The organism is Dactylosporangium sp. NPDC049742 (genome assembly GCF_040674675.1).
GTDB lineage: Bacteria > Actinomycetota > Actinomycetes > Mycobacteriales > Micromonosporaceae > Dactylosporangium > Dactylosporangium maewongense.
The window spans coordinates 81,472-103,628 of the sequence record NZ_JBFANF010000029.1; the positions used below are offsets into that span (position 1 = coordinate 81,472).

Here is a 22,157-nt window from a genome sequence, read left to right on the forward strand (position 1 = left end):
CCGATCTTATACCTAGCCTCTCTAGGTATGGATGTGCGGGGGCACCTCGACCTGTTGCTGCTGACCGTGCTGGCCGACGCCGGCCCGGTCCACGGCTATGCGCTGATCGCCACCCTCCGGGAGCGGTCGGGCGGCGCGTTCGACCTGCCGGAGGGCACCGTCTACCCGGCTCTGCACCGTTTGGAACGTGACGGGCTCGTCGTCAGCCACTGGGAGCACGCCGTCCCCCGCCGCCGCCGCGTCTACTCCCTCACCCCCGACGGTCGCCGCGCCCGGGTGAGGAAGCAGGCCGAGTGGCACACCTTCCTCACCGGCGTCGAGTCCGTCCTCGCCGGCACCGCGGCACCGTAGGCCGCCGGCGTGGGCTTCGACGTCGGCGTCGGGCTGTTCCTCTGCGCCGAGACCTTCCGGCCGCTGGAGGAGCGGCGGCGGCTCCTGGACGCCGTCAACGCCACGCTGGAGCGGCACGGGCTGCCCCCGCACCGGGAGCCGCGGTCCGTCGCCGAGATCGATCCGCCGCTGCCGCCGGGGACGGACCCGTGCCTGCTCGGCGCGTCGATGGGCGCGTACTCGTCGCACGCCCGGCGGTCCGACCGGCTCGACTGGCTCGCCCGGCACGTCGCGGTCCGCGGCACCGCGCCGGCCGCCGACCCGCCGTACGGGCCGGCGCTGTACCAGGCGTATGACCGCCTGCCGGACCGCGCGGCGACGTTCGACCACCTGCTCACCGCGTGCGGCGACGGGGTCGTCGTGCTGCCGCGGCCGCTGGACCGGATCCTGGCCGGCGACCACGGCTGGCTGATCTCGGCGGACCGGCTGCGCGCCGAGGCCGTGGCGCTTGGGTACGTCCTGCGCACCGCCGACCCGGCCGTCAGCGACTCGCCCGTGGTGGACTGGATCACCGGGACGCCCGTGCCGGACCGCTCGTTCGAGCACCTCCGCGCCCGGATCCCCGACGATGCCGGCGTCTGGCAGGGCTGGGCCGAGGAGTCCGACCTGTGCCACCGCCTGCTGCAGAGCGCGGACGACGTGCTGCGTACGGGCGCGCTGGGCATCACCAGCTGACCCGCCCCCCGGGCCGCGGGATGTCAGTCCAGCATGGCGCCGCAGGTGACGTTGACGGCGGTGCCGGTCATCGTGCGGGCCAGATCCGAAGCGGCGAACACCGCGACGTCGCCGACGTCCGCCAGGGTCGCGGCGCGGCCGAGAAGGGTCTGGCCGGTGATGGACTTCTCGATCGCCTCGCGGGCCGGCGCGTCGGCGGGGATCGAGTCGGGCAGGCCGCCGGTGCGCAGCGTCAGGACCCGGACGCCGTGCGGGCCGAGCTCCGTGGCGAGCTGGCGGCGCATGTGCTCGACCGCCTGGAAGCCCGCCTGCAGGCCGCCGAGATGGAAGTCGCGCGGGGGATCGCCGGCGCCGCCGAAGAACAGCAGGACGCCGCCGCGGCCGTCGCGGACCATGTGGCGGGCGGTGGCGCGGGACGTGATGAACTTCGAGCGGACCGACTGCACGACCGGGGCCAGGTAGTCCTCGACGGTCATGTCGATCATCGGGGTGCCCTGGACGTCGGCGTCGGCGATGACGTTCACGGCGATGTCGATCCGGCCCGCCGCGGCCGAGACCGCCGCCGCGTGGGCGTCGACGGCGTGCTCGTCGAGCGCGTCGACGAGGGCGGTGTCCGCCGCCCCGCCCGAGGCGCGGACGTCGGCGGCGACCGCGTCCAGGGCGGCGAGGGTGCGGCCGGTGAGGAACACCCGGGCGCCCGCCCGGCCGAAGGCCCGCGCGATGGCGCCGCCGACCGAGCCTCCGCCGCCGTAGATGATCGCGTTCCTGCCTGCGAGGAGCATGCTGGTTCCTTCCCGTGGGTGTACCTGTCACCAAGTACAACCCCGCGGGCCGGCGAAACTCATCGGGCGGCGAGCGTGGGCGGCAGCTCGAAGGCGGGGAACAGCGTGGGGTCGAGGAACGACACCACGTCGGTCAGTTGGCCGCCGCGCACCGTGACCACGTCGATGCTCGCCGCGACGAAGGTGCCGTCCCGCAGCAGGTACGTGCCGAAGGCCGGCCGCCCGTTGGCCCGGACCGGCAGGAACCGCCACCGGTGGTGGGCCGGACCGGCGAGGAGGAACGTGCGGATGGCCGCGGCGCCGCGGTACACCTCGGGCAACGGCGGCATCGAATACTTCGCGTCGTCGGCGAGCATGCTCACGATCGCGTCCACGTCGCCGCGCTCCCAGGCCGTGCGGTATGCCCCGGCGACCGCCGCCACGTCCCCGGCGGCCACCGGCTCGGGCGCGGGCAGGGCCGCCCGCGCCCGCTGGACGGCGCTGTTGACGGCGGCGACCGTGGTGCCGAGCAGGCCGGCGGTCTCCGCGGCGGAGAAGCCGAGCACGTCGCGCAGCAGGACCGCGGCCCGCGGGCGCGGCGGCAGGTGCTGCAGGGCGGCCACGAACGCCAGCTCCACCGAGATCCCGGTCAGCGCGTCCGGCAGCGGCTGCAACCACAGCGGCTCACCCTCGGCGTCGGCGGGCAGCTCGCGGTGGCCGCGCCGCTGCAGCGCGGTGAGGCAGCGGTTGGTGGCGATGCGGAACAGCCAGGGCCGCACCCCGTCGTGGTCGGCGAGCCGCTCGAACGCCTTCCACGCCCGCAGGTACGTCTCCTGCACCGCGTCCTCGGCGTCGTGCAGCGAGCCCAGCATGCGGTAGCAGTGCGCGAGCACCTCACCGCGCAGCGGGCCGGTCAGCGCCTCGAACGTCACCCGCCCATCGGTCACCTTGGCTGGAGACGCTGCCGCACCGTGGCGGGGGAGGGGTTCACCTGCGCGTAGCCGCCGATGACGACGGTCGGCACGGTCTCGTTGCCGTCGGCGACCGTCCGCACCGCCGCGGCGCCGTCCGGGTCCCGCCAGATGTTGACCCACGCCGCGTGCCGGGCCCGGCCCAGCAGGCTGAACCGCAGACGCAGGCAGTACTGGCAGCCGGGCCGCCAGTAGATGACCGGCCGCCCCGACGCCTGCGCCTCGGCCGCGGGCACGTGCCGCGGGAACGCGAGCGGCGAGAACGCGAGGCCGATCGCGGCGAAGAGCAGCCCGAAGACCACCGCGCCGGTCGGGGACCCGCTCCGGAGCTGGTTGGCGACGACCACGGCGCCGATGGCCACGAACGCGAGGGGCACCAGCCATACACGGGTCACGGCACACACCCTAACCCGTCACGACACGATCGCCCCGTGCTCGTCGACGACCTTGTCGCGCCAGTAGCGGTCCCACTCGTCGTCGATGTACTTGGGGACCTTGCCGTCGGGGTAGTCGACGTAGCCGGCCGGTGGGTCGGTGCCGTCGCGGACGCAGGTGCGGCCGGTGGCGTTGCCGACGGCCTTGACCGGGTGCTCGCCGGAGCCGCAGACGCGCTCCTTGAACGAGCACCCGCCTCCGGTGAGCAGGACCGCGGCCAGCAACAGGGGGACGAGCACGCGCTGGGGCATGCTCTCAGTGTGGCCCCACCGGGGCGTCGCCGCGCAGCGTGATGCGGTGCATGACGCGGTGGGCGGTGCCGTAGTCGCGGTTGGCGTAGTGGGCGGTGCTGCGGTTGTCCCACATGGCGACGTCGCCGGGCCGCCAGCGGTGCCGCACGATGTGCTCCGGCTTCGTCAGGTGCGCGTACAGCAGGTCGAGGATGCCGCGGCTCTCCGCCTCCGAGACGCCGACGATGTGCGACGTGAACCCCGGGTTGACGAACAGGCCCTTCCGGCCGGTCTCCGGGTGGACCCGCACCACCGGGTGCTCGACCGGGTCGAGGCGGGTGACGACCTCGCCGTCCCACACGCTGCCCTTGCCGCCGCGGCGCTGCGCCAGGTAGTACCCGAACTCCCGGTTGCCGTCGTGCACGGCGGTCAGCCTGTCGGCGAGGGCTCGTACAGGAGCGGACAACGACGCATAGGCCAGCTGGCTGTCCGCCCAGCTGGTGTCGCCACCCGACGGCGGCAGCACGACCGCGCGCAGGATCGAGCCGAGCGGCGGGCGGGGCATGAACGTGACGTCGGTGTGCCACACGTCGGCGAAGCCGTTGTCGGCGCTGTCGAGCGCGTACACCTCGGGGTGGGCCTCGTCGACGCCACCCACGACGGGGTGCGACGCGGTCAGCTCGCCGAGCCGCCGGCCGAGCCGCACCTGGCCGTCGTCGTCGAGCCGCTGCCCTTCGAAGAACAGCACCTTGTGCTCGACGAGCGCGGCCCGCACCTCGGCGAGCTCGTCGTCGGTGGCCCGGTCGAGGTCGATGTCGTGCACGTCGGCGCCGAAGTGCGGGCCGAGGTGGTCGAGCTTCACAGGGTGCTCCTCTCGATTGCCTTGCCACGTTCATGGGCCGCTTCGCCTGCCTCTTCATGGGCCGCTTCGCGTTCACGGGCCGCTTCGCGTTCACGGGCCGCTTTGCGGACGGCGTGGCCGATGGTGGCTCGGAGCGTCGCGTACTCCGGCAGGCCGCGCAGCTCGTCCGGCTCGACGCCGGTGCGGGGCAGGTCGATGTCCAGGTCCAGGGCGATCCGGCCGGGGCGGCTCGTCAGCACCACCACGCGGCTGCCGAGGAACACCGCCTCGTCGACGCTGTGGGTCACGAAGACGCAGGTCCGTCCGGTCTCCGCGGTGACCCGCCGCAGGTCCTCCTGCAGCCGCTCCCTGGTCAGCGCGTCGAGTGCCGCGAAGGGCTCGTCCAGAAGGAGCAGCGGATTCGGTACCGCCAGCGCCCGGGCGATCGCGACGCGCTGCTGCTGCCCGCCGGAGATCTGCCAGACCCGCCGCCCGGCGACGTCGTGCAACCCGACCCGCTCCAGCAGCTCCAGCACCCGTTGCTGGCGTTGTTTCTGGGGTACGCCGGCATACCGCAACGCGAGCTCGACGTTGCCGCCGACGGTCTTCCACGGCAGCAGGCGCGGCTGCTGGAACACCAGGCCGGCGCCGCGTCCCGGCTCCGGGATCTCGCCGCCGGTGCGCACCGTGCCGGCGGTCGGCCGCTCGAAGCCCGCGATCAGCCGCAGCAGCGTGCTCTTGCCGCAGCCGGACGCGCCGACCAGCACCAGGAAGGTGCCGGCCGGCACGTGCAGGTCGATCGGGCCGACGGCGGTGACTTCGCCGTACCGGTGCTCGACGCCCTGTACCTGTACGGCTTCAGGACTGGAGGACACCCGGGAGGCCCTTGGTGTAGATGGCCTTCTCGACCGTGGCGAGGTCCGGCACGGCGTCGATCTTCTTCTGGCCCTTGAGGAACTCGGCCGCGGCGAGCAGGTTCTTCGCCAGGTCACCGACCTTCTCGGGGGTGCCGAGCCAGGTGCTGCTGGAGATGTCGGCGGGCTTGAGGAACACGCCCTGGCTCAGCTGGTGCTTGGCGTCCTCGGCGCTGATGTTGAGCTCCTTGCCGACGGCCGTGGCCGCGGCGGCCGGGTCGTTGGCGATGATGTCGAGCGCCTTCGCCTCGGCCTTGCGCCACGCGTCGACGGCGTCGGGGTGCGCGGTCGCGAACGCGGTCGACACCACGCCGAGGTCGAGCGTCGGCTTGCCGCCGGCGGCCAGTTCGCGGCTGGTGATGAGGACCTTGCCGGTCTTCTTCAGCTCGTCGAGGGACGGCAGCCAGGTGTACGCGGCGTCGAGGTCACCGCGGGTCCACGCGGCCTGGATGTCCTGCGGCTCCAGGTCGACGATGGTCAGCTCGGACTCCTTGATGCCGGCCTTGTCCAGCGCGGCGAGCAGGCTGTAGTGCGCGGTCGACGCGAACGGCGTGCCGACCTTCTTGCCCTTGAGATCGGCGATCGCGTTGACGTTGGATCCGTTGCGGGCGACGAGCGCCTCGTTGTCGCCGGCGACGTCGAGGACGAACGCGACCTGGTACGGGATGTTCAGCGGCGCCGACAGCCCACGGGCGACGGGGCTGGACCCGATGGCGGCGATGTCGACGCTCTTGGCGACGAACGCGGTGTTGATGCTCGCCCCGGAGTCGAACTTCGTCCAGGTGATCCTGTAGTCGGGCAGCGCCTTCTCCAGCAGCCCCTGCTGCTTGACGATGAGGTCGCCGCTGGGGAACGCCTGGTACGCGATCCGGATGGTCTTCTGCTCGGCGCTGCTGTTGCCACTGGCGGCACCGTCGCCGCAGGCGGCCAGGGACATCGCGACGGCAGTGACAGCAGTGACGGCGATCAGGCTTCTGATTCTCAAGGAGTTCGTCCTTCTCTTTGTTCGGGTTGCTTTCAGGCGCGTCCGCGCCAGGGGATGAGGCGGTTCTCGGCCTGACGCAGCACCGCGTCGATGGCCAGCCCGGACAGTCCGATGGCGAAGAGGCCGAGCACGACGACGTCGGTCTGGGAGTACCGCTGCGCGTCACGGACCATGCCGCCGATACCGGGCACACCGTTGATGGTCTCGGCGGCCACGACGGACGAGTACGCGATACCGACCGCGAGCCGGATCCCCGTGAATATCTCGGGCAGCGCGCTGGGCAGCACCACGTCACGGGTCACCTGCCAGCGCTTCGCCCCCAGCGCCCGGGTCGCCTCGACCAGCGCGGCCGGCGCCCCGTGCACGGCCGCAGCGGTCGCCACCGCGACGGGCGGCATGGCGGCGATCGACAGCAGCCACAGCTTGGGCGTCTCGTCGATGCCGAACCAGATGATGAAGAGGCTGAAGTACGCCAGCGGCGGCAACGCCCGCACGAACGTCACGACCGGCTCGACGACGACCCGGACCCACCCGACGGTCCCCATCACCACCCCGGCGACGAGCCCCCCGGCCACCCCGATCACCGACCCGATAAGGATGCGCCGCAGGCTCACCCCGAGGTGCTCGATGAGCAGGTGCCCGCTGTACCCCCTGCTCCCGTCATGCGTGCTGGAGGTCTGCACCAGCCGATCCCACACCGCACCGGGCGAGGGAACGAACGTCGGATTGTCCATAACAACCGCCGCCACCTGCCACAACACCCCAATCACAACCACGGCGAGCACCCGCAACCCCACCCGCCGCCCATACCCCCCTGCCACAGCCCTCCCCCCTCAACCCTCGCTCTCGTAAAGTATGCAATTCCTATCGCATAAGTAGAGAAGAATCAAGCACTCTCCCCCCGCCCAACAACAACCACAACACCCCACCGCCGCTCAGGAAGCCCACAACGCCGCCGCCCCCTCCCCACCCCAGCCGCAACAGCGATCACAAGGCCACCGCCACCACTCGGGAAGCCCACAATGACGCCGCCCCCTCCCCACGCCAGCCGCAACAGCGATCGCAACGCCCCCGCCACCACTCGGGAGCCACGATGACGCCGACCTCTCCCCACGCCAGCCGCAACAGCGATCACAACGCCTCGTCGCCGGTCGGGAAGCCCACGACGACCCCGGACCCTCCCCAGACCAGCCGCGACAGTGATCGCAACGCCCCGCCGCCGCTCGAAAGCCCACGATGACGCCGGGCCCTCCCCACACCAGCCCACCCGCCACCGGACCCACCGCAGCACCCTCACGCCCGCCAGCCGCCTCGGCCCGCAACCACCCCGTGCTTGCCCGACGCCGCGCAGCCGACCCCGACTCAATCGGCTCCGTCTAACCGGCCTTGCGTTACCGGCCTTGCGTAACCGATTCCGCGCCCGACCGACTCCGCAACCATCCGGCGCAGACCCTCAAGCCACGGCGATCGCGGTCGGCCCGGCAACCGCCAAGCCGACGACGGTGGCCCGCCTGGAGCAGACAACGTGCCCCGCGAACTCACAGCGACGGTGCCCAACTCAAACTCGCGGCGCTCGACGAGCGCCAGCCCGGCGCCGGCGAGCGAACACCAACGCAGGTCGGAAATCCTGGCGGAGGCGGTCGGCGCGCCTGGTCGCCCCGGCGGACCTCTGCCGGCGGTTCTCCGGTGCGGCGGAGGCCCTTCCGGTGGTGGCCGGCACCGACGCCGCCGACCCGAGCCGAAGGCCTGACGTTGGTAGCCCGCGGCGCTGGCGGTGGCCGGGCCGCCGAGCGGAATCCGGCGGGCGGAAGTCTGGTGGTCGTAGTTCTGGTGCCGGTGGTGGCCGGGGTGTGACGGCAGCGGCGGCTGCCGGCTGCCCGCCGCAGCTGTCTGGGGGCGATCGTGCCGCGGTGGTGATGGTGGCGGCCGGCGTGACAACGGTGGAGCGCCGATGTGGTTCGCCGCTGCGCAAGGCCATCCCGGCGCTGGCTCGCCCGGCCGTCGGCGCCAGACCGACGAGAGCACCTCGACGAGACCACGCCGAGCGAACGCCGCCGCCCGACGAGGTGGTAGCGAGTCAGCGTGCCCCGGCGGATGAGACGATGGCGAACCAGCAGCGATGCCCGGACCGGCAATGGCGAAGGCCGACCCGATCGACCGTGGACTGCCCGTTGCAGCAGGCGCAGGTGACAGCCGACTGTCGTCGATGACCGGTCGGACCGAGGCTGGGACTGGTGGATGTGCCTCGGCCGCGGGGCTGGGCGGATGTGGACGGACAGCGGCACCTTGCCGAGCCGGTGGTGGCCCGATGGTCGGTGCCGCCGTGGATGGCGATGACGGTGGCGATGGTGCGGTAGCTGTTCTGAGCGCCGGTGCGCCAGCCTTGGTCCGTGGTCGCGACGGCGAACGTGCGCCCGCGGCCGTAGCGACTGGCGGTGGGCAGGTTGCGGCGGCTGGCGCAGGTGCCGGCGGGTCAGCGGTGGCCGGTGCAGGTGCCTGCGAGCTGGTGGTGGTTGGTGGTCGGGATGGTGAGTAGACCGCTGAGGCCCACCTGGGTGGTGAATGGCGCTTTGCAGTCGGTGGGTCGAGTGATGAGTTGGCTGCTGAGATCCGATGGGGTGGTGACGGGCGCGTTGTCGCCGGTGGTCTGGGTGCATGTGGGCCGGAGGTAGCGGCCGCTCCGGGCAATGGTGTGCCGGCGCCCGGCCCGGGTGGAAGTGGGGCGGCGGTGGCCGGTCTTGGTGGTGGGCCGGCGGCTGGCCTGGCTGGAGGTGGGGTGATGGTTGGTCTGGGTGGAGGTAGGGCGGTGGTTGGTCTGGGCGGAGGTGCGTCGGCGACTGGTCTGGATAGCAGCGGGGCGGTAGTTGGTCTGGGCGGTGTGCTGGCGGCCGGTCTGGGCCGCGGTGGATATGGAGCAGAGCCGCCCGGAGTTCGTCCTCCTGCTCCCGTACCGTCTCCGCCTTGGGCGACGGGTGGTCCAGATGGGCGCGGTTGTGGTGGGGCGGGATGGTCGAGCTCGCGCAGGGTCTGGGCGTTGCGGAGGCGGGTCAGCTTGGTCGCGTGGCGGGCGGCGAGGCCGTGCGCGCGGGCTTCTGCGAACTCCGCCCTGGCTCGCTGCTTCGCATCGCGGCGGCGTTGCCAGTCGGCGGCGGACGCGGCGCGACGGGCCTCCCCGCTGACAGGGTCCAGCGTCGCCAGTGGGCTGGAATCTGGTGCTGACAAAGAAAAGTACGGTCGTGGCATGCGCCGCCTCCCCCGATAGGCGCTGCCCCACCATTCTCCCAACCCCCACACCCCACCGTCCAGTCCGATGACGCACAGCGAGCGTCACCGCACCATGAGTCAGGCTGTGATTTCGAGGGTGGCTTTTGTGGGACGCTTGGAGCGGGAGCCGGTCAGTTCGACGGTGATCTTGCCCTCGGTGAGGGCTGCCGTCGGCATGGTCCATTCGACGGTGCCTGTGGAGGTGGCGGTCTTGACGATTTTCTGGGTGCCGTTGACTTTGATGGTGACCTGTTCGCCCTTGTCGAAGCCGGTGCCGGTGACCTTGACCGAGGCGGTGCCGACCTTGACGGAGGTGGGGGTGAGCTTGGCGGTCGGGCCGGGGGCGGCGGCAGTGGTGGAGGAGGCAGCGGAAGCGGCGGCCTTCGTCGGGGTGGTCGAGGCGGGCGCGCTCGCCTGCGGATTACCGGTCCACTGCTCGATTTTGTCGCGGCCGGCGCTGAGCAGGCCGCGGCCCCACGGGGTCAGGGCGAGGACGATGATGAGCGGCACGGCCATGAGACGGAGGCGCCAGAAGAAGCGGGAGATGGAGAAGCCTGAGCCGCTCCGGCGGGGACGGGCGGGCGGCGGCGCCGGCGGTGGGTCTGCGGGACGCTCCGGTGGGTCTTCGCGGGCGTACTGCGGCATGAGGTCCTCGTCGCCGTAAATTGCGACGTTGCCCTGCATGGTGACGCCCGGGCCGATGATGACCGAGGGGCGCTGTGGGCGTTGTTGCTGCGGTACGACCGGGGCCTGCTGGACCGCCGGAGCCTGCAGAGCGGCGCCGTGCGTGGGCGGGTAGGCCGGTGCGGGGGATGCGTACGCCCCGGGGCCGGAGGTCTGATACGCCGCGGGCGGTGCGGACGCAGGGAAGCTCGTCGAAGGGGGATAGCCCGCCGGTTGCCCAGCACCCGGATAGGCCCCGGGCGCACCGGAAGCCGGGTAGCCCGCAGGCGGCGCAGAAGTCTGGTAACCCGCAGGCGGAGAGGAAGCCGGGAAACCAGAGGCCGGGGTAGAAGCCGCGTAGCCAGGAGACGGTGAGGAGGCCGCGTAGCCAGAAGACGGTGAGGAGGCCGGGTAGCCAGAAGACGGTGAGGAGGCCGGGTAGCCAGAAGACGGTGAGGAGGCCGGGTAGCCAGGAGGCGGGGTAGAAGCCGGGTAGCCGGCAGGCGACGCGGAAGTCTGGTAACCCGTGGGCGGCCCGGAAGCTGGGTAACCAGAAGACGGGGTGGAACCCGGGTAGCCAGAAGTAGGTGAGGAAGCCGCGTAGTCAGAAGGCGGGGCGGAAGCCGGGTGGCCAGGCGACGGTGACGAAGCTGGGTAAGCAGAAGGCGGGGTAGAGGCCGCGTAGCCAGAAGACGGTGAGGAAGCAGCGTAGCCAGCAGGTGGGGCGGAAGCTGGGTAACCAGAAGACGATGCGGAAGTTGGGTAGCCCGTGGCGGGTGTGGAAGTCGTGTACCCGGGCGGTGAAGAGAGTGGATAGCCCGGCGCGGGTTCGGTGGGTGGCGGGGCGGAAGGGTATGCCGCAGGGGCGACCTGAGTGATGGTGTTGCCGAGGAGGAGGGCGCCGAAGGCGACCGGCAGTTCGGGCTGCTCCGGCACGATGGGGGCCATGCCGAAGCGGGCGTGCAGGCGGCTCGCCACCAGGGGCAGTCGGCTGGAGCCGCCGACCAGGAGGATCGCGTCCAGTTGAGAGGCGGGGACGCCGGAGCGTTGCAGGACGCGGCGGGTCTCGTCGACGGCGCGGTCGACCAAGGGGCCCGCGACCCGGTCCAGTTCCTCCCGCGTCAGATGGGTGGCCTGGTCGACGCCCGGCACGTGCACCGGGGCGGAGGCGGCTCTGGAGAGCATCTCCTTCGCTGCGCGTACCTCCGACCAGAGCGCCATCCGGTCGCGGAAGTCGGCACCTGTACGCGGCTGCTGCAGGCGGCGCCACAGGTCGGGGTCGTGGGCGGCGATCTGCTGGCCGAGGTGGCCGACCAGGGCGGCGTCGATGTCGGTGCCGCCCAGGTCGTCGAGGCCGCCGGTGGCCAGGACACGCAGGGCGTCGGGCGAACCCGAAGGAGCCGCGGCGGCCACGGTGACGTCCAGCGTGCCGCCGCCGAAGTCGAACACGGCGACCGCACGGCCGGGAGCGACCCGGGCGCCGAGGACCCGCATGCAGTACGTGGCCGCGGCCACCGGCTCGTCCAGCAGCGTCACCCGGCCCAGCCCGGCGACGTCGGCCGCCGAGGACAGCACGGCGCGGCGGCGCGGGCCCCAGTCGGCGGGGCAGGTGAGGACCGTGGTGCCGCCGGTCAGGACGCCGGTCTGCGCGGCCTCGCCCGCGACGCGGCGCAGGATCGCGGCGAGCAGCTCGACGACGGGCACCTCGCGGTCGCCCAGCAGGATGAGGCCCTCGTCGATGTGACCCTTGGGGTTCGGCTCGTAGCGCGCCGCGTCGGTCGCCATGTGCCGCTCGGCGTCGCGCCCCACGAACACGGTGCCGGAGGCGTCGGCGAACACGGCCGACGGCAGCAGCGGGTTGCCGTCGAAGAGCAGCGGGCGCGGCGTGCCGTCACCCCGGTCGACGACCGCGACCGTGTTGGAGGTGCCGAGGTCGACGGCGAAGCGGACCTGACCCTGCACGAAGCACCCCCACAAGCGGACCGGACGCCGAATGGTACGCCACCTCGAGGCCCCCTCGCCGGTCACGGCGTGCGCCCACGGGTGCCCAGGAGGTTAGGGTTGGCGGATGCCGGTGCTGTACGTCGTGGCCTGCGGCGGGCGCCCCGCTGCCGACCTGCCCGACTTCGTCGCCTCCGCCCAGCGCGACGGATGGACCGTCTGCGTGGTCGCGACCCCCGACGGCCTCAAGTTCATCGACGCCGCCGCTCTCCGGGAGCAGACCGGGTATCCGGTGCGCTCGCAGTACAAGGACCCTGACGAGCCTGACGTCCTGCCGCCGGCCGACGCGTTCGTGGTCGCCCCGGCCACCTTCAACACGGTCAACAAGCTCGCCGCCGGGATCAGCGACACCCTCGCCCTCGGCCTGCTCAACGAGGGCATCGGCCTGGGCCGCCCCGTCATCGCCGTCCCGACCCCCAACGCGGGCCTGTCCCGCCACCCCGCGTTCCTGGCGAGCGTGCGCACCCTGCGCGACTGGGGCGTCACGGTCCTGTTCGACCCCGCCGCCGTCCCGCCCCTGGACAGCGACCCGACCACCCCGGTGCCCCCGTTCCCGTGGCCCGCCGCCACCGCCGCACTCCGCGCCCTGCCCAGATGAGACGCCTCGCCGTCATCGGCGTCCCCGTCGCGGACCCGTGGGCCATCGCCGACATGATCGCCGCGCGCCTCGGCGTCGCTGCCGTCAGCATCAGCGCTGCCATGCAGGCGGAGTTCCGTGCCGGCACCGCCCTCGCGGCCGAGGCCGGCCGGTTCATGAACGCCGGTGAGATCGTGCCGGACGAGCTGTACCTGTCGATCCTGCTGCCGCACCTGCACCGCGACGGCTTCGTCCTGGCCAACTTCCCGAGAGACCTCGCCCATGCCGCCGGGCTCGCCGAGCGGGGCGTCACCCTCGACCGCGCCGTCGATCTGGTGCTGCCGGACGCGGAGGCCGTCCGCAGGCTCGACGGCCAGCGGATCTGCCGTGGCTGTGGCCAGGTGTGGCAGGTCGACGACGCCCCGCTGGACCGTTGCGACCGCTGCGCCGGCGAGCTGTTCCGGCCCGGTGCCAACGCCCCCGGACTCGCCGTGATGAGAGTGCGGAACCACCGGTCCATGGTCGCGCCGGCGCTGGAGCACTACCGGGCGCTGGGGATCCTGCACCCGGTCGACGCGACCCTGCCGCCGGAGCGGATCGTCGAGGCGGCGCTGTGCTGACCCGGGACGGGTGTCGACTGTGGACGGAGGTCGGCGGGGACGGGCCGCCGCTGGTGTTCTGTCACGGTGGGCCCGGGCTGTGGGACATGGCCGGCGGCCTGGCCGCGATGTTCGCCGCGGAGCACCGGACCGTCCGCTGGGACCAGCGTGGCTGCGGGCGGTCGGAGCGGCGCGGGCCGTACACCCTGGACCAGAGCCTCCAGGATCTCGACGACGTCATCGAGGAGCACACGGGCGGCAGGGCCACGCTGCTCGGGCACTCGTGGGGTGCGCACCTCGCACTCGAATACGCGCTGCGGCATCCGGATCGCGTGAAGCGGCTGGTGTACGTCGCCGGCACGGGCATCGACGACGAGGACACGTGGAAGCCGGCGTTCCGGCGCAACCTCGGCGGCGTGTTGAGCGGCTGGGACCGGGCGTCGGTGGTGCGGCTGTGGACCGCCGAGTTCCCCGACCGGGAGCGGGCCGTCGCGCACGCCGAGGCGATGGCGACGCCGTGGTTCGACATCAACCGCGAGTGCAGCGCCACCATCAACGCCGAGATCGCGCGGCGGCTGCGGGAGACGGACCTGGCCGCGCGGTGCCGGGAGCTGCGCGTGCCGGTGCTGGTCGTCGACGGCAGCGCGGACCTGCGGCCGCGGACGGCGGTCGACTCGCTGGTTGCGGCGCTGCCCGACGTGCGCAGGGTGGTGCTGGAGGGGGCGAGCCACCTGCCGTGGGTGGAGGACCCCGACGGCTTCTCGGGGGCGGTTCTCGGGGACCCTCGGAGGTAAACCCCGGATGCCCGTGCGGCATCTGCGGCGAAAGGGTGGGAGGGACAGATTTCCACCTATCGTTGGAGGTGACCGCAGATGCGCGCACTCGGTGCCGCACTCGTCGCGGCGGCGCTCGTCGTCGGGACGGCCGTGCCCGCCCAGGCACACGGCACGCACGGGGAGCGGTGCACGCCCGTGGCCGCCGGGACCCCGCTGGGGGAGGCAATCGCGGGGCTGCCGGACGCGGAGGCGTCCGGGGCGCTCCTGCTGCTGCACGACGCCGGCGGCTGCCGGCAGGGCGCCGCCGGGATCGCCGACGTCCGCACCGGACGGACGGTGCCGGTGGACGGCAGGTTCCGGATCGGCAGCATGACGAAGACGTTCACGGCTGTCGTCACGCTGCAGCTGGTCGCCGAGGGGCGGCTCGACCTGGACGAGACCGTGCAGCACTACCTGCCGGACCTCCTGCCCGCCGGCACGGCACCCGTGACGGTGCGGCAGGTCCTCACGTACACCAGCGGCATCAACCACGTCGAGGTCCCCAACAAGCAGTCGGCGTGGTTCCTGGAGCACCGCTACGACCGGTGGGCCAAGGGCAGCCAGATCGACACGGCGAAGCCCCTGGCGTTCACGCCCGGCACGAAGCAGCGGTACGGCAACGTCGACTACATCGTGGCCGGGCTGCTGATCGAGAAGGTCACCGGCCGCACCTGGGAGTCGCAGATCCAGCGCCGGATCGTCGAGCCGCTCGGCCTGCGCGGCACCACCGCGCCCGGCCGCGACGTCGAGGTCCGCGGCCCGCACGCCCACGGCTACGAGGCGACCGCCGCCGGCTGGGTCGACGTGACCCGCGCCGACACGTCGCTGCAGTGGTCCGCCGCGTCGATCGTCTCGACCGCGCCGGACCTGGACAGGTTCATGGTGGCCCTGTTCAGCGGCCGGCTGGTGCCGGAGCCCCAGCTGGCGGAGATGTTCACCGTGCCTGCGGGGATCAAGCTGTACGACGGCAACGACGACCCGTCGGACGACAAGGACGGGGTGTACAGCGCCGGCCTGACGAAGCTGCCCGTCGGCCCGCTGACGCTGTGGGGCAAGAGCGGCGACCGCCCCGGCTACAACAACGGCATGGCCGCGACCCGCGACCTGTCCTCGCGCCTGGTCTTCTCCGTCAACACCCTGCACATGGGCGGCAGCGACCAGCCGGTCCGCTCCCAGCGCATCATCGCCGCCGCGCTCCTCGGCCTGTAGAAACGAAGAACGCCTTGCGACTTAGTCTCCGCGAAGATAATCTCTGCGGAGACTAAGTCGTGCGAGGGGGAGCCATGTGGGAGTACGAGTACGCGGCCGACAGTACGGTGGACGCCGGGGCGCTCTGGGCGCTCTGGAGTGACGTCGGCGGGTGGCCGCGGTGGAACTCAGGGGTCGAGCGGATCGAGATCGACGGGCCGTTCGCGGCCGGGACCGCGTTCCGGATGACTGGACCCGGCGAGGACGAGGCGATCGAGATGCGGCTCACCGAGGTCGTGCCGGGGGAGCGGTTCACCGACGAGATGGACGCCGGGGACTTCGTCGTGCGGACCGAGCACCGCATCGAGCGGACCGCCGGCGGGACCAGGGTCGTGTACCGGACCGAGATCACCGGGCCGGCCGCCGGTGAGATCGGGCCGCGGCTCGGACCGGCGATCACCGGGGACTTCCCGGACGTCGTCGCGGCCCTCATCGCGCAGGCACGGGTGGGGGTGTAGAGGATGGCGCTGCGGCCGGACGAGAGCCCGGGGTTCCTGCTGTGGCACGCCACGCTGCGCTGGCAGCGGGGCATCGCGGCGGCGCTCGGGCCGCTCGACCTGACTCACGTGCAGTTCGTGCTCCTGGCCAGCGCCTGGTGGCTCAACCGGGCCGGCGAGGCGCCCAACCAGCTGGCGCTCGCCCGGCACGCCGGCACCGACGTGAAGATGGCGTCGCAGGTGCTGCGCAAGCTGGAGGAGAAGGGCCTGGTCGAGCGGGCCGTCGACCCCGCCGACACGCGGGCCAGGCGGCTGCGGGTCACGGACCGGGGCGCCGAGCTCGCCCAGCGTGCGATCGAGGTCGTCGAGGCCGCCGATGCCGCGTTCTTCGCCGGTACGGACGCAGCCGCCGTCATTCGGACGCTCAAGCCTCTGGCGGGTCGCTGACCGGTACGGCGGAGAAGAACTGGCGGCCGCCGCGCAGGTGCCGGTCGAAGCGCAGCCCGGCCGCGACGAGGGCGGCGCGCATGTCGGCGTTGCTGAGGCGGCGGGCCGAGTTGCGCTGCTCCCAGGCGGTGCGGCCGAGACGGTAGGTGCTGCGACTGTCCAGGACCGTGCCGTCGAAGGACTCGATCTCGAACGTGATCTCCATTCGCTTGAGCCGGCCGGTGAACGTCACCGCCGTGTCGAACCACGACGGCGGCAGCCAGCGCAGCACGACCAGGCCATCGGGGGTGACGTGCCGGCGGCACGCGGCGAGCAGCTCGTCGCGCAGCGTGACGTCGACGGCGTTGGTGCGGGTGTTCGCCGCCAGCACCACCGGGAAGCGTTCGCCGAGGTCCAGGCCGCCGAGGTCCGCCTGCACGGTGCGGGCGTCCCGGACCTGAGCCAGCATGGCGGCCGAGTCGTCGACGACCACCATCGGATGGCCCAGGCCGGCGAGGGGATTCGCGAAGCGGCCGCCCGAGTGGCTGAGGTCCAGGATCGCCGCGCCCGGAGGGACCTTGGAGTGGAGAAAGGCCGGATCGCCGCCGTCGGGCAGCACCTCGTAGAGACCGACGGGGCGGCCGTCGGCGGTGACCTCGGACATCAGGCAACCATGCCACGGCCGTGGCATCATTGCCGGCGACATGACCTCACTCGACCTCTGTTACGAAAGTCTCGACGGGTTGTCCGTCGGCGACGCGGTCGGCGCCCAGTTCTTCGTGCCGGGCACCACGCTGTCCCACATCACCGAGGCGAACGAGCCGCCCGGCGCCTGGCCGTGGACCGACGACACGGAGATGGCCTGCTCGATCGTCGACGAGCTCGCGGTGCACGGGCGCATCGACCGGGACCGGCTCGCGTCGGCGTTCTCCCGCCGGTACGAGCCGTACCGCGGCTACGGCGGCGGCGCCGTCGTCGTGCTGCACCGGATCCGCGACGGCGTGCCGTGGCGGGAGGCGGCCCGCGACGCGTTCGACGGGCTCGGCTCGATGGGCAACGGCGCCGCGATGCGGGTCGCGCCGCTCGGGGCGTTCCACGCCGGGGACTCGCGCAGCGCCGCGCTCGACGCGATGCGCAGCGCCGAGGTCACCCACGCGCACAGCGAAGGCATCCTCGGCGCGGTCGCCGTCGCCGTCGCGGCCGCCGAGGCGGGCTGGGGGCGGCTCGTCGACGCGCCGCTGGAGCCCGGCGAGCTGTTCGACGCGGTGCTCGCGTACCAGGTGGACAGCCAGGTCAAGAGCGGCCTGGAGCGGGCCCGCCGGCTCGTCGACGAGAGCGCGGGCGTGGCGGAGGCCGCGTACGTCCTGGGCAACGGCTCGCAGGTGCTCGCGCAGGACACGGTGCCGTTCGCGCTGTGGGCCGCCGCGACCCACCTCGCCGACTACCGCGCGGCGATCCTGGCGTGCGTGGAGGCCGGCGGCGACGTCGACACGACGGCCGCGATCACCGGCGGTGTCGTCGCCGCGGCGGTCGGCCGCGCCGGCATCCCGAAGGACTGGCTCACCCACCGCGAGCGGCTGCCGGGCTGGGTCGCGGCACCCTGAGAACCGCGATGCAAACTTTCCGGCACCGCCGGCGTCAATGGCGGTGAAGGAGGTGCCACGTCGTGGAGACACCCGAGGAGGCCGAGTTCTCGGCCTTCGTCGAGCAGCGCGCGCACGCGCTGCTGAAGACGGCGTACGCGCTGACCGGGGACCGGCACGCCGCCGAGGACCTCGTGCAGAACGCCCTGGCGAAGGCGTTCGCCCGGTGGCCGCGCATCGACGAGCCTGAGCCGTACCTCCGGCGGATGATCTACAACGAGTTCGCGTCGGGGTGGCGCAGCCGGCGCCGGCAGGCGGAGGTGACGGTCGCCGAGCCGCCGGACCGCGCCGGCACCCGGCACCTCGACTCCGACACCGCGCTGCGGCTGCTGCTGCGCGACGCCCTGCGGTCGCTGCCGCCCCGGCAGCGGGCGGTGCTGATCCTGCGGTACTTCGAGGACATGAGCGTCGAGGAGACCGCGGCGATCCTGTCCTGCCGGGTGGGCACGGTCGCCAGCCAGGCGTCCCGCGGCCTGGCGAAACTGCGCGAGCTCGTGCCGCAGCTCGACTGGGTGGAAGTGGGAGGGCGGCACTGATGCGCTTCGAGCGGCTGCTCCACGAGACGATCGACGAGATGGCCGGCGAGGTCCACGCCCCCGGCGCCGGTCTCGCCGCCCGCAGCATGGTCAAGGGCCGGCGCATCCGCAGGACCCGCCGCCTGGCCGTCGGCGCCGCCGCGGCCGTGGCGGTCGCCGCCGTCGCCGTGCCGTGGCTGGTCCTGCCGCACCGGGACGGCGCGGCGCCCGTGGTGCCGGCCGCGTCCCAGCCGGCGTCCCGACAGGCGTCAGCCGCGGCGACACTCGCGTGGGGGTCGGGGCTTCCCGGTGGCTGGGTCGTGACCAAGATCGGCGACCGGGTGCTCGACCGGGCGACCGGCGAGCTCGTCACCACGTCCGGGCTGGTGTGGCCGGCGCCGACCGGCAAGCGGGTCCTCACGGTCGTCGCCCCCGAGAAGGTACGGATCAGCGACGTCCGCGGCACGAACCCGGTCACCGTCGACACCGCCGGCTTCGTCGGCGACTACAGCTGGAACGCGGTCGGTGACCGCCTCGTCGGCGGGATCAGCCAGAAGGAGCCGTTCAAGGTCGGGTTCGCCGTCATCGACGCCGGGACCGGTGAGGTGCGCCGGCACTGGATCGACCACGACCGGTACGACTGCAGCGAGTGCACCTTCACCTGGACGCGCGACGGCGGCGGCGTCACGCTGCCCATCGCCGACCGCTCCGGCGGTGAGGCGGAGGAACGCGTCGACCACCTCCAGTACTTCGACGCCACCACCGGCGAGGCCGGAAGCGTTGCGCAGGTGCCGGCGACGCCGTCCGGCCCGTTCTCGTGGTCTCCGGGCGGGCGGTACGTCGTGGCCGGCCCCCCGGTGCCCGGGACTCAGGCGGGCTGGCGGCGCTTCGACACCACCACCGGGCAGAGCGTGCCCTTCCCGGGGCCTGCGGTGTGGGTGACCGCCGACGTGCTGCTCGCCGTCCAGAGCGGCAAGGTGCTCGTCGTGACCCCCGACGGCGCCGTCACCGCCACGCTCGACGTCCCCGGCGCCGAGCCGGGCACCGCGATCAGCATCGGACCGCCGGGCTAGCGGGGCACCCGCAGCGGCCGCTCGACGGCGTCCTGGGCCGCCAGCAGCGCCATCAGGTCGCGGTACGCGGCCGGGTCCAGGTCGCCGGTCAGCAGCCGGTCGAACGCCTTCGCCTCGCGGCGGGCCAGGACAGGGCCGGCCGGGCGGGGCGGGGGGAGCGGGCCGAAGCGGGCGGCGAGCCACCTGGCCGCCCGCGGCTCGTACGCGCCCTCGAGCCGGTGGTGCCGGATCATCCACGCGTGGAGGGCGATCAGTACCGCGTACGCCACGGCGACGAACAGCACGACGAGCACACCGAGCAGGGTATCCCCCCGACGTGCGGGGCCGGTGAGTTGGCCGCCGCCCGAATCCGCCGATAGTGTTGCGGACCGCAGCAAAAGAGCGGCGCACAGGGGAGGAGCGGGACCGCGTGGTGCAGGAGTGGCAGCCTGACCTCTTCGACAGCGGCCCGGTCACCAGCTCCGACCAGCCCGAGGTCCGTTCACCGGCCGCGGACGCGTCGATGCGGGCCCGCTGGCGGGCGCTGATCCTCACCGACCCGGTCGCCCGGCTCGTCCGCAACGCCGCCCACGTCAGCGTCCACCAGGCCTACGACCTGCGCCAGCTCGCCCTCGCCGCGGTCGACATCGCGGTCGCGTCGATGGGGTTCGCCAGGCAGATCACCCTCGCCGAGCTGATCGAGTCGACCGCCGAGCTCGCCGCCGTCATGCACCCCGGCGGCGCGGCCGGCGACCACCAGGACGCCGCCCGCTGGGTCGTGAAAGGCCTGCTCAACGACGCCGACAACCAGGGCGCGTTCGTCTACTCGTTCGTCGACGCGCACGTGTCCCCGCCGCGCCGCGAGGAGTACGCCTTCAAGCTCCTGCAGCTGCAGGACGGCCCCGACGGCGCGGTCGTGCTCGCCTCCCACCAGGCGGTCATGCTGTACCTCAACGGCCTCGACCTGGACGTCGACGACGCCGAGGCCGCGTTCTCCGTCGTGCTGCAGCGCCAGCTGCGGGACCGGCGTTTCGAGGCCGCCGCCCGCACCGCCACGCAGGCCGAGCGCGTGTCGGTGGCCATGTCCGCGTCCCTCGCCGACGTGCTCGACGCGACCCGCCGCGACGTGCGCTCGTTCGACTGGATCACCGACGTGCCGCACCGCCTCGCGCGGGCCCGCGAGCACGTCGAGGCCCGCATCGCCGCCGACGCCGAGGTCCTCAACCACGTCGCGGCGGGCATCGACACCGAGACCGACAGCGCCGTGCGGCAGGCGTCCGGCGACCTGGTGGAGACCCTGCGCCGCATCCGCCGGGTACACCTGGACCTCGCGGAGCGGGTCGCCGGCGCGCGGGGCGTGTTCCTGCAGGCCCAGCTGAGCCAGGTCTTCGCCCGCCGGGTCCACCTGCGGCTGCTCAACATCGAGCCCGAGCTGTTCCACCCCGTGCTCGACGCGCCGGCGGAGCAGGCCCGGGTCGTGGCCGAGACGTTCGGGGACCGGGTGCTCGGGCTGCGCGTGCCGCGGCTGCTGCACCTCGACGGGCTCGTCGACATGCTGCTCGCCCCGCCGCGCGCGGCCGAACCCGCCGACCAGGAGACCGAGACGCCCGGCGACGTCGAGGGCGTCGACCTGCAGGCCTACCCGCCCGCGGTCGTCGCCGAGGCCACCCGCATCCTGCGCCGCGCCGCGGACGAGCCGGTCCCGCTGTCGGCGCTGCTGAGCGAGGCCACTGGGACCGCCGCCGGCGACGACCTGCGGGAGCTGGTGCTGCTGACGGCGCTGTGGTCCTACGCGCCCGACGTCGGGGACCCCGACGCCAAGTCCGACCTCACGGCCCTCACCGAGGCGCTGTCCGCGGAGCGCTCCGGCGACCGCCTCGACCACCCCCTCGCCTGGGGCGACGACCTGCTGGTGCGGTACGAAGGAGGCATGGACTCGTGACGGTCCCGATCGAGGACGTGTGGTCGGCGGCCGAGCTCGTCGCGTTCGGCCTGCGCACCGGCGCCCGGCCCACCGACGGCAACACCTACGGTCAGCTGCTGGAGCGGTACCGCACCAACACCGCCTTCCGCGACGCGGTCGACACCGTCGCCGGGGGCCTCGGCCTCATCGTGCTCGGCGCGCCCGCCCGCACCGGCCTGGTCCTGAGCACCCAGCCCGGCAGCGTGTTCGCGCTGCGCATGGCCGACCTGCGCGGCGGCAGCATGAGCGCCGACGACAAGCTCATCGCCGGCCTCGTCGTGCTGGGCATCGCCGCGTACGCGTTCCCGCACGACGTCGACCTCGACACCACCGACGTGAAGATCGTGGAGGTCGCGGCGCTGGACCGGTTCGTCCGCGACGCCGCCGACCGGGTCCTCGCCCTGCCCGGCGACCCCGACACCGTCGACGGGCAGGCCCGCAGGGCGGCCGAGGTGTACCGGCGGACCGCCGCGTTCAAGCCGAAGGACCGCCTGCCGGGGCCGGCGCGGGGGTGCACGCAGTTCGCGGTCCTCGAGGTCCTGGGCTGGCTCGTCGAGCGGGGCGCCGCGCGGCAGGTGCCGCAGATGGGCGCCGGCTCGTTTCAGCTGACCGACCGCTTCCGGCTGCTCGTCGCGGACGTGGCCGGCGGCGAGGCCCTGGAGGCGCTCCGCTCGGTGCGCCGCACCGCGACCGCCGCGGCCGACTCCGGCGCGGCCGGCGCTTCCGGCGGGTCCACTGTGGAGGGTGTGTGA

The 22,157-nt window shown here is 73.1% G+C and carries 24 protein-coding genes; 13 read left to right on the forward strand and 11 right to left on the reverse strand.

Features of this window, described 5'->3' with window-relative positions:
- The first annotated feature begins 27 nt into the window (after positions 1-27).
- Both AB0J72_RS31055 and AB0J72_RS31060 read left to right on the forward strand, forming a co-directional pair.
- Positions 28-351, forward strand: coding sequence for a helix-turn-helix transcriptional regulator (locus tag AB0J72_RS31055; protein WP_363404728.1), 324 nt, complete (start codon positions 28-30; stop codon positions 349-351).
- 9 nt (positions 352-360) lie between these two features.
- On the forward strand, positions 361-1,065 hold the full coding sequence (locus AB0J72_RS31060) for a hypothetical protein (RefSeq protein WP_363404730.1): 705 nt from the start codon (positions 361-363) through the stop codon (positions 1,063-1,065).
- Positions 1,066-1,088: 23 nt separating this feature from the next.
- Here AB0J72_RS31060 and AB0J72_RS31065 read toward each other — a convergent pair whose 3' ends face one another.
- From AB0J72_RS31065 to AB0J72_RS31105, 9 genes are all read right to left on the reverse strand, one after another.
- Positions 1,089-1,847, reverse strand: a complete 759-nt coding sequence (locus tag AB0J72_RS31065) for an SDR family oxidoreductase (RefSeq protein ID WP_363404732.1) — start codon at positions 1,845-1,847, stop codon at positions 1,089-1,091.
- A 59-nt stretch (positions 1,848-1,906) separates the two neighbouring features.
- Entirely contained in the window at positions 1,907-2,758 is an 852-nt protein-coding gene (locus AB0J72_RS31070; RefSeq protein WP_363404734.1) for an RNA polymerase subunit sigma-70, read from the reverse strand.
- Positions 2,759-2,769: 11 nt separating this feature from the next.
- Positions 2,770-3,192 carry a glutaredoxin domain-containing protein gene (locus AB0J72_RS31075; RefSeq protein ID WP_363404736.1) on the reverse strand — a complete coding sequence of 141 codons (423 nt, stop codon included), beginning with the start codon at positions 3,190-3,192 and terminating at the stop codon, positions 2,770-2,772.
- A gap of 18 nt (positions 3,193-3,210) precedes the next feature.
- Entirely contained in the window at positions 3,211-3,483 is a 273-nt protein-coding gene (locus tag AB0J72_RS31080; RefSeq protein WP_363404738.1) for a hypothetical protein, read from the reverse strand.
- 4 nt (positions 3,484-3,487) lie between these two features.
- Positions 3,488-4,324: a TauD/TfdA family dioxygenase gene (locus tag AB0J72_RS31085; RefSeq protein WP_363404740.1), complete on the reverse strand. Its 837-nt coding sequence runs from the start codon at positions 4,322-4,324 to the stop codon at positions 3,488-3,490.
- The gene (locus AB0J72_RS31090) at positions 4,321-5,178 is read right to left on the reverse strand and encodes an ABC transporter ATP-binding protein (protein WP_363404742.1); all 858 of its coding nucleotides are present in this window, start codon (positions 5,176-5,178) and stop codon (positions 4,321-4,323) included. The genes AB0J72_RS31085 and AB0J72_RS31090 overlap by 4 nt, the downstream gene beginning before the upstream one ends.
- Complete coding sequence (locus AB0J72_RS31095; protein WP_363404744.1) at positions 5,162-6,202, reverse strand: ABC transporter substrate-binding protein; 1,041 nt, start codon at positions 6,200-6,202, stop codon at positions 5,162-5,164. The genes AB0J72_RS31090 and AB0J72_RS31095 overlap by 17 nt, the downstream gene beginning before the upstream one ends.
- A 32-nt stretch (positions 6,203-6,234) precedes the next feature.
- Positions 6,235-6,885: an ABC transporter permease gene (locus AB0J72_RS31100; protein WP_363404746.1), complete on the reverse strand. Its 651-nt coding sequence runs from the start codon at positions 6,883-6,885 to the stop codon at positions 6,235-6,237.
- 2,659 nt (positions 6,886-9,544) lie between these two features.
- A complete protein-coding gene (locus AB0J72_RS31105; protein WP_363404748.1) occupies positions 9,545-12,091 on the reverse strand; it encodes an Hsp70 family protein in 2,547 nt (848 codons plus the stop codon).
- A gap of 106 nt (positions 12,092-12,197) precedes the next feature.
- Here AB0J72_RS31105 and AB0J72_RS31110 point away from each other — a divergent pair, with 106 nt between their 5' ends.
- From AB0J72_RS31110 to AB0J72_RS31135, 6 genes are all read left to right on the forward strand, one after another.
- Positions 12,198-12,728 (forward strand): flavoprotein, encoded by a 531-nt coding sequence (locus tag AB0J72_RS31110; protein ID WP_363404750.1) that lies wholly within the window; start codon positions 12,198-12,200, stop codon positions 12,726-12,728.
- Positions 12,725-13,327: a nucleoside monophosphate kinase gene (locus tag AB0J72_RS31115; RefSeq protein ID WP_363404752.1), complete on the forward strand. Its 603-nt coding sequence runs from the start codon at positions 12,725-12,727 to the stop codon at positions 13,325-13,327. The genes AB0J72_RS31110 and AB0J72_RS31115 overlap by 4 nt, the downstream gene beginning before the upstream one ends.
- Positions 13,321-14,100, forward strand: a complete 780-nt coding sequence (locus AB0J72_RS31120; protein WP_363404754.1) for an alpha/beta hydrolase — start codon at positions 13,321-13,323, stop codon at positions 14,098-14,100. The genes AB0J72_RS31115 and AB0J72_RS31120 overlap by 7 nt, the downstream gene beginning before the upstream one ends.
- Before the next feature lie 78 nt (positions 14,101-14,178).
- Entirely contained in the window at positions 14,179-15,330 is a 1,152-nt protein-coding gene (locus AB0J72_RS31125) for a serine hydrolase domain-containing protein (protein WP_363404756.1), read from the forward strand.
- Positions 15,331-15,404: 74 nt separating this feature from the next.
- On the forward strand, positions 15,405-15,827 hold the full coding sequence (locus AB0J72_RS31130) for an SRPBCC family protein (RefSeq protein ID WP_363404758.1): 423 nt from the start codon (positions 15,405-15,407) through the stop codon (positions 15,825-15,827).
- Between the two features lie 3 nt (positions 15,828-15,830).
- Complete coding sequence (locus AB0J72_RS31135; RefSeq protein WP_363404760.1) at positions 15,831-16,253, forward strand: MarR family transcriptional regulator; 423 nt, start codon at positions 15,831-15,833, stop codon at positions 16,251-16,253.
- Here the strand turns inward: AB0J72_RS31135 and AB0J72_RS31140 are convergent.
- On the reverse strand, positions 16,231-16,896 hold the full coding sequence (locus tag AB0J72_RS31140; RefSeq protein WP_363404762.1) for a class I SAM-dependent methyltransferase: 666 nt from the start codon (positions 16,894-16,896) through the stop codon (positions 16,231-16,233). The two genes, AB0J72_RS31135 and AB0J72_RS31140, sit on opposite strands and share 23 nt — an antisense overlap.
- A 40-nt stretch (positions 16,897-16,936) precedes the next feature.
- Here AB0J72_RS31140 and AB0J72_RS31145 point away from each other — a divergent pair, with 40 nt between their 5' ends.
- The 3 genes from AB0J72_RS31145 to AB0J72_RS31155 all read left to right on the forward strand — a co-directional run bounded on the left by AB0J72_RS31145 (position 16,937) and on the right by AB0J72_RS31155 (position 19,463).
- Complete coding sequence (locus tag AB0J72_RS31145; protein ID WP_363404764.1) at positions 16,937-17,836, forward strand: ADP-ribosylglycohydrolase family protein; 900 nt, start codon at positions 16,937-16,939, stop codon at positions 17,834-17,836.
- 62 nt (positions 17,837-17,898) lie between these two features.
- A complete protein-coding gene (locus AB0J72_RS31150; RefSeq protein ID WP_363404766.1) occupies positions 17,899-18,411 on the forward strand; it encodes a SigE family RNA polymerase sigma factor in 513 nt (170 codons plus the stop codon).
- Positions 18,411-19,463 carry a hypothetical protein gene (locus AB0J72_RS31155; protein ID WP_363404768.1) on the forward strand — a complete coding sequence of 351 codons (1,053 nt, stop codon included), beginning with the start codon at positions 18,411-18,413 and terminating at the stop codon, positions 19,461-19,463. Before AB0J72_RS31150 ends, AB0J72_RS31155 begins: the two co-directional genes overlap by 1 nt.
- Here the strand turns inward: AB0J72_RS31155 and AB0J72_RS31160 are convergent.
- Positions 19,460-19,756, reverse strand: coding sequence for a hypothetical protein (locus AB0J72_RS31160; RefSeq protein ID WP_344504134.1), 297 nt, complete (start codon positions 19,754-19,756; stop codon positions 19,460-19,462). The two genes, AB0J72_RS31155 and AB0J72_RS31160, sit on opposite strands and share 4 nt — an antisense overlap.
- Before the next feature lie 116 nt (positions 19,757-19,872).
- Here AB0J72_RS31160 and AB0J72_RS31165 point away from each other — a divergent pair, with 116 nt between their 5' ends.
- Together AB0J72_RS31165 and AB0J72_RS31170 are read left to right on the forward strand one after the other, a co-directional pair.
- Positions 19,873-21,384, forward strand: a complete 1,512-nt coding sequence (locus AB0J72_RS31165; RefSeq protein WP_363404770.1) for a hypothetical protein — start codon at positions 19,873-19,875, stop codon at positions 21,382-21,384.
- The gene (locus tag AB0J72_RS31170) at positions 21,381-22,157 is read left to right on the forward strand and encodes a hypothetical protein (protein ID WP_363404772.1); all 777 of its coding nucleotides are present in this window, start codon (positions 21,381-21,383) and stop codon (positions 22,155-22,157) included. The genes AB0J72_RS31165 and AB0J72_RS31170 overlap by 4 nt, the downstream gene beginning before the upstream one ends.

Bases quoted from the DNA above. Each gene is read 5' to 3' on its own strand.
- AB0J72_RS31055 (WP_363404728.1), top strand. From the start codon at position 28: ATGGATGTGCGGGGGCACCTCGACCTGTTGCTGCTGACCGTGCTGGCC.
- AB0J72_RS31065 (WP_363404732.1), bottom strand. From the start codon at position 1,847: ATGCTCCTCGCAGGCAGGAACGCGATCATCTACGGCGGCGGAGGCTCG.
- AB0J72_RS31080 (WP_363404738.1), bottom strand. From the start codon at position 3,483: ATGCCCCAGCGCGTGCTCGTCCCCCTGTTGCTGGCCGCGGTCCTGCTC.
- AB0J72_RS31110 (WP_363404750.1), top strand. From the start codon at position 12,198: ATGCCGGTGCTGTACGTCGTGGCCTGCGGCGGGCGCCCCGCTGCCGAC.
- AB0J72_RS31115 (WP_363404752.1), top strand. From the start codon at position 12,725: ATGAGACGCCTCGCCGTCATCGGCGTCCCCGTCGCGGACCCGTGGGCC.
- AB0J72_RS31125 (WP_363404756.1), top strand. From the start codon at position 14,179: ATGCGCGCACTCGGTGCCGCACTCGTCGCGGCGGCGCTCGTCGTCGGG.
- AB0J72_RS31130 (WP_363404758.1), top strand. From the start codon at position 15,405: ATGTGGGAGTACGAGTACGCGGCCGACAGTACGGTGGACGCCGGGGCG.
- AB0J72_RS31135 (WP_363404760.1), top strand. From the start codon at position 15,831: ATGGCGCTGCGGCCGGACGAGAGCCCGGGGTTCCTGCTGTGGCACGCC.
- AB0J72_RS31140 (WP_363404762.1), bottom strand. From the start codon at position 16,896: ATGTCCGAGGTCACCGCCGACGGCCGCCCCGTCGGTCTCTACGAGGTG.
- AB0J72_RS31145 (WP_363404764.1), top strand. From the start codon at position 16,937: ATGACCTCACTCGACCTCTGTTACGAAAGTCTCGACGGGTTGTCCGTC.
- AB0J72_RS31155 (WP_363404768.1), top strand. From the start codon at position 18,411: ATGCGCTTCGAGCGGCTGCTCCACGAGACGATCGACGAGATGGCCGGC.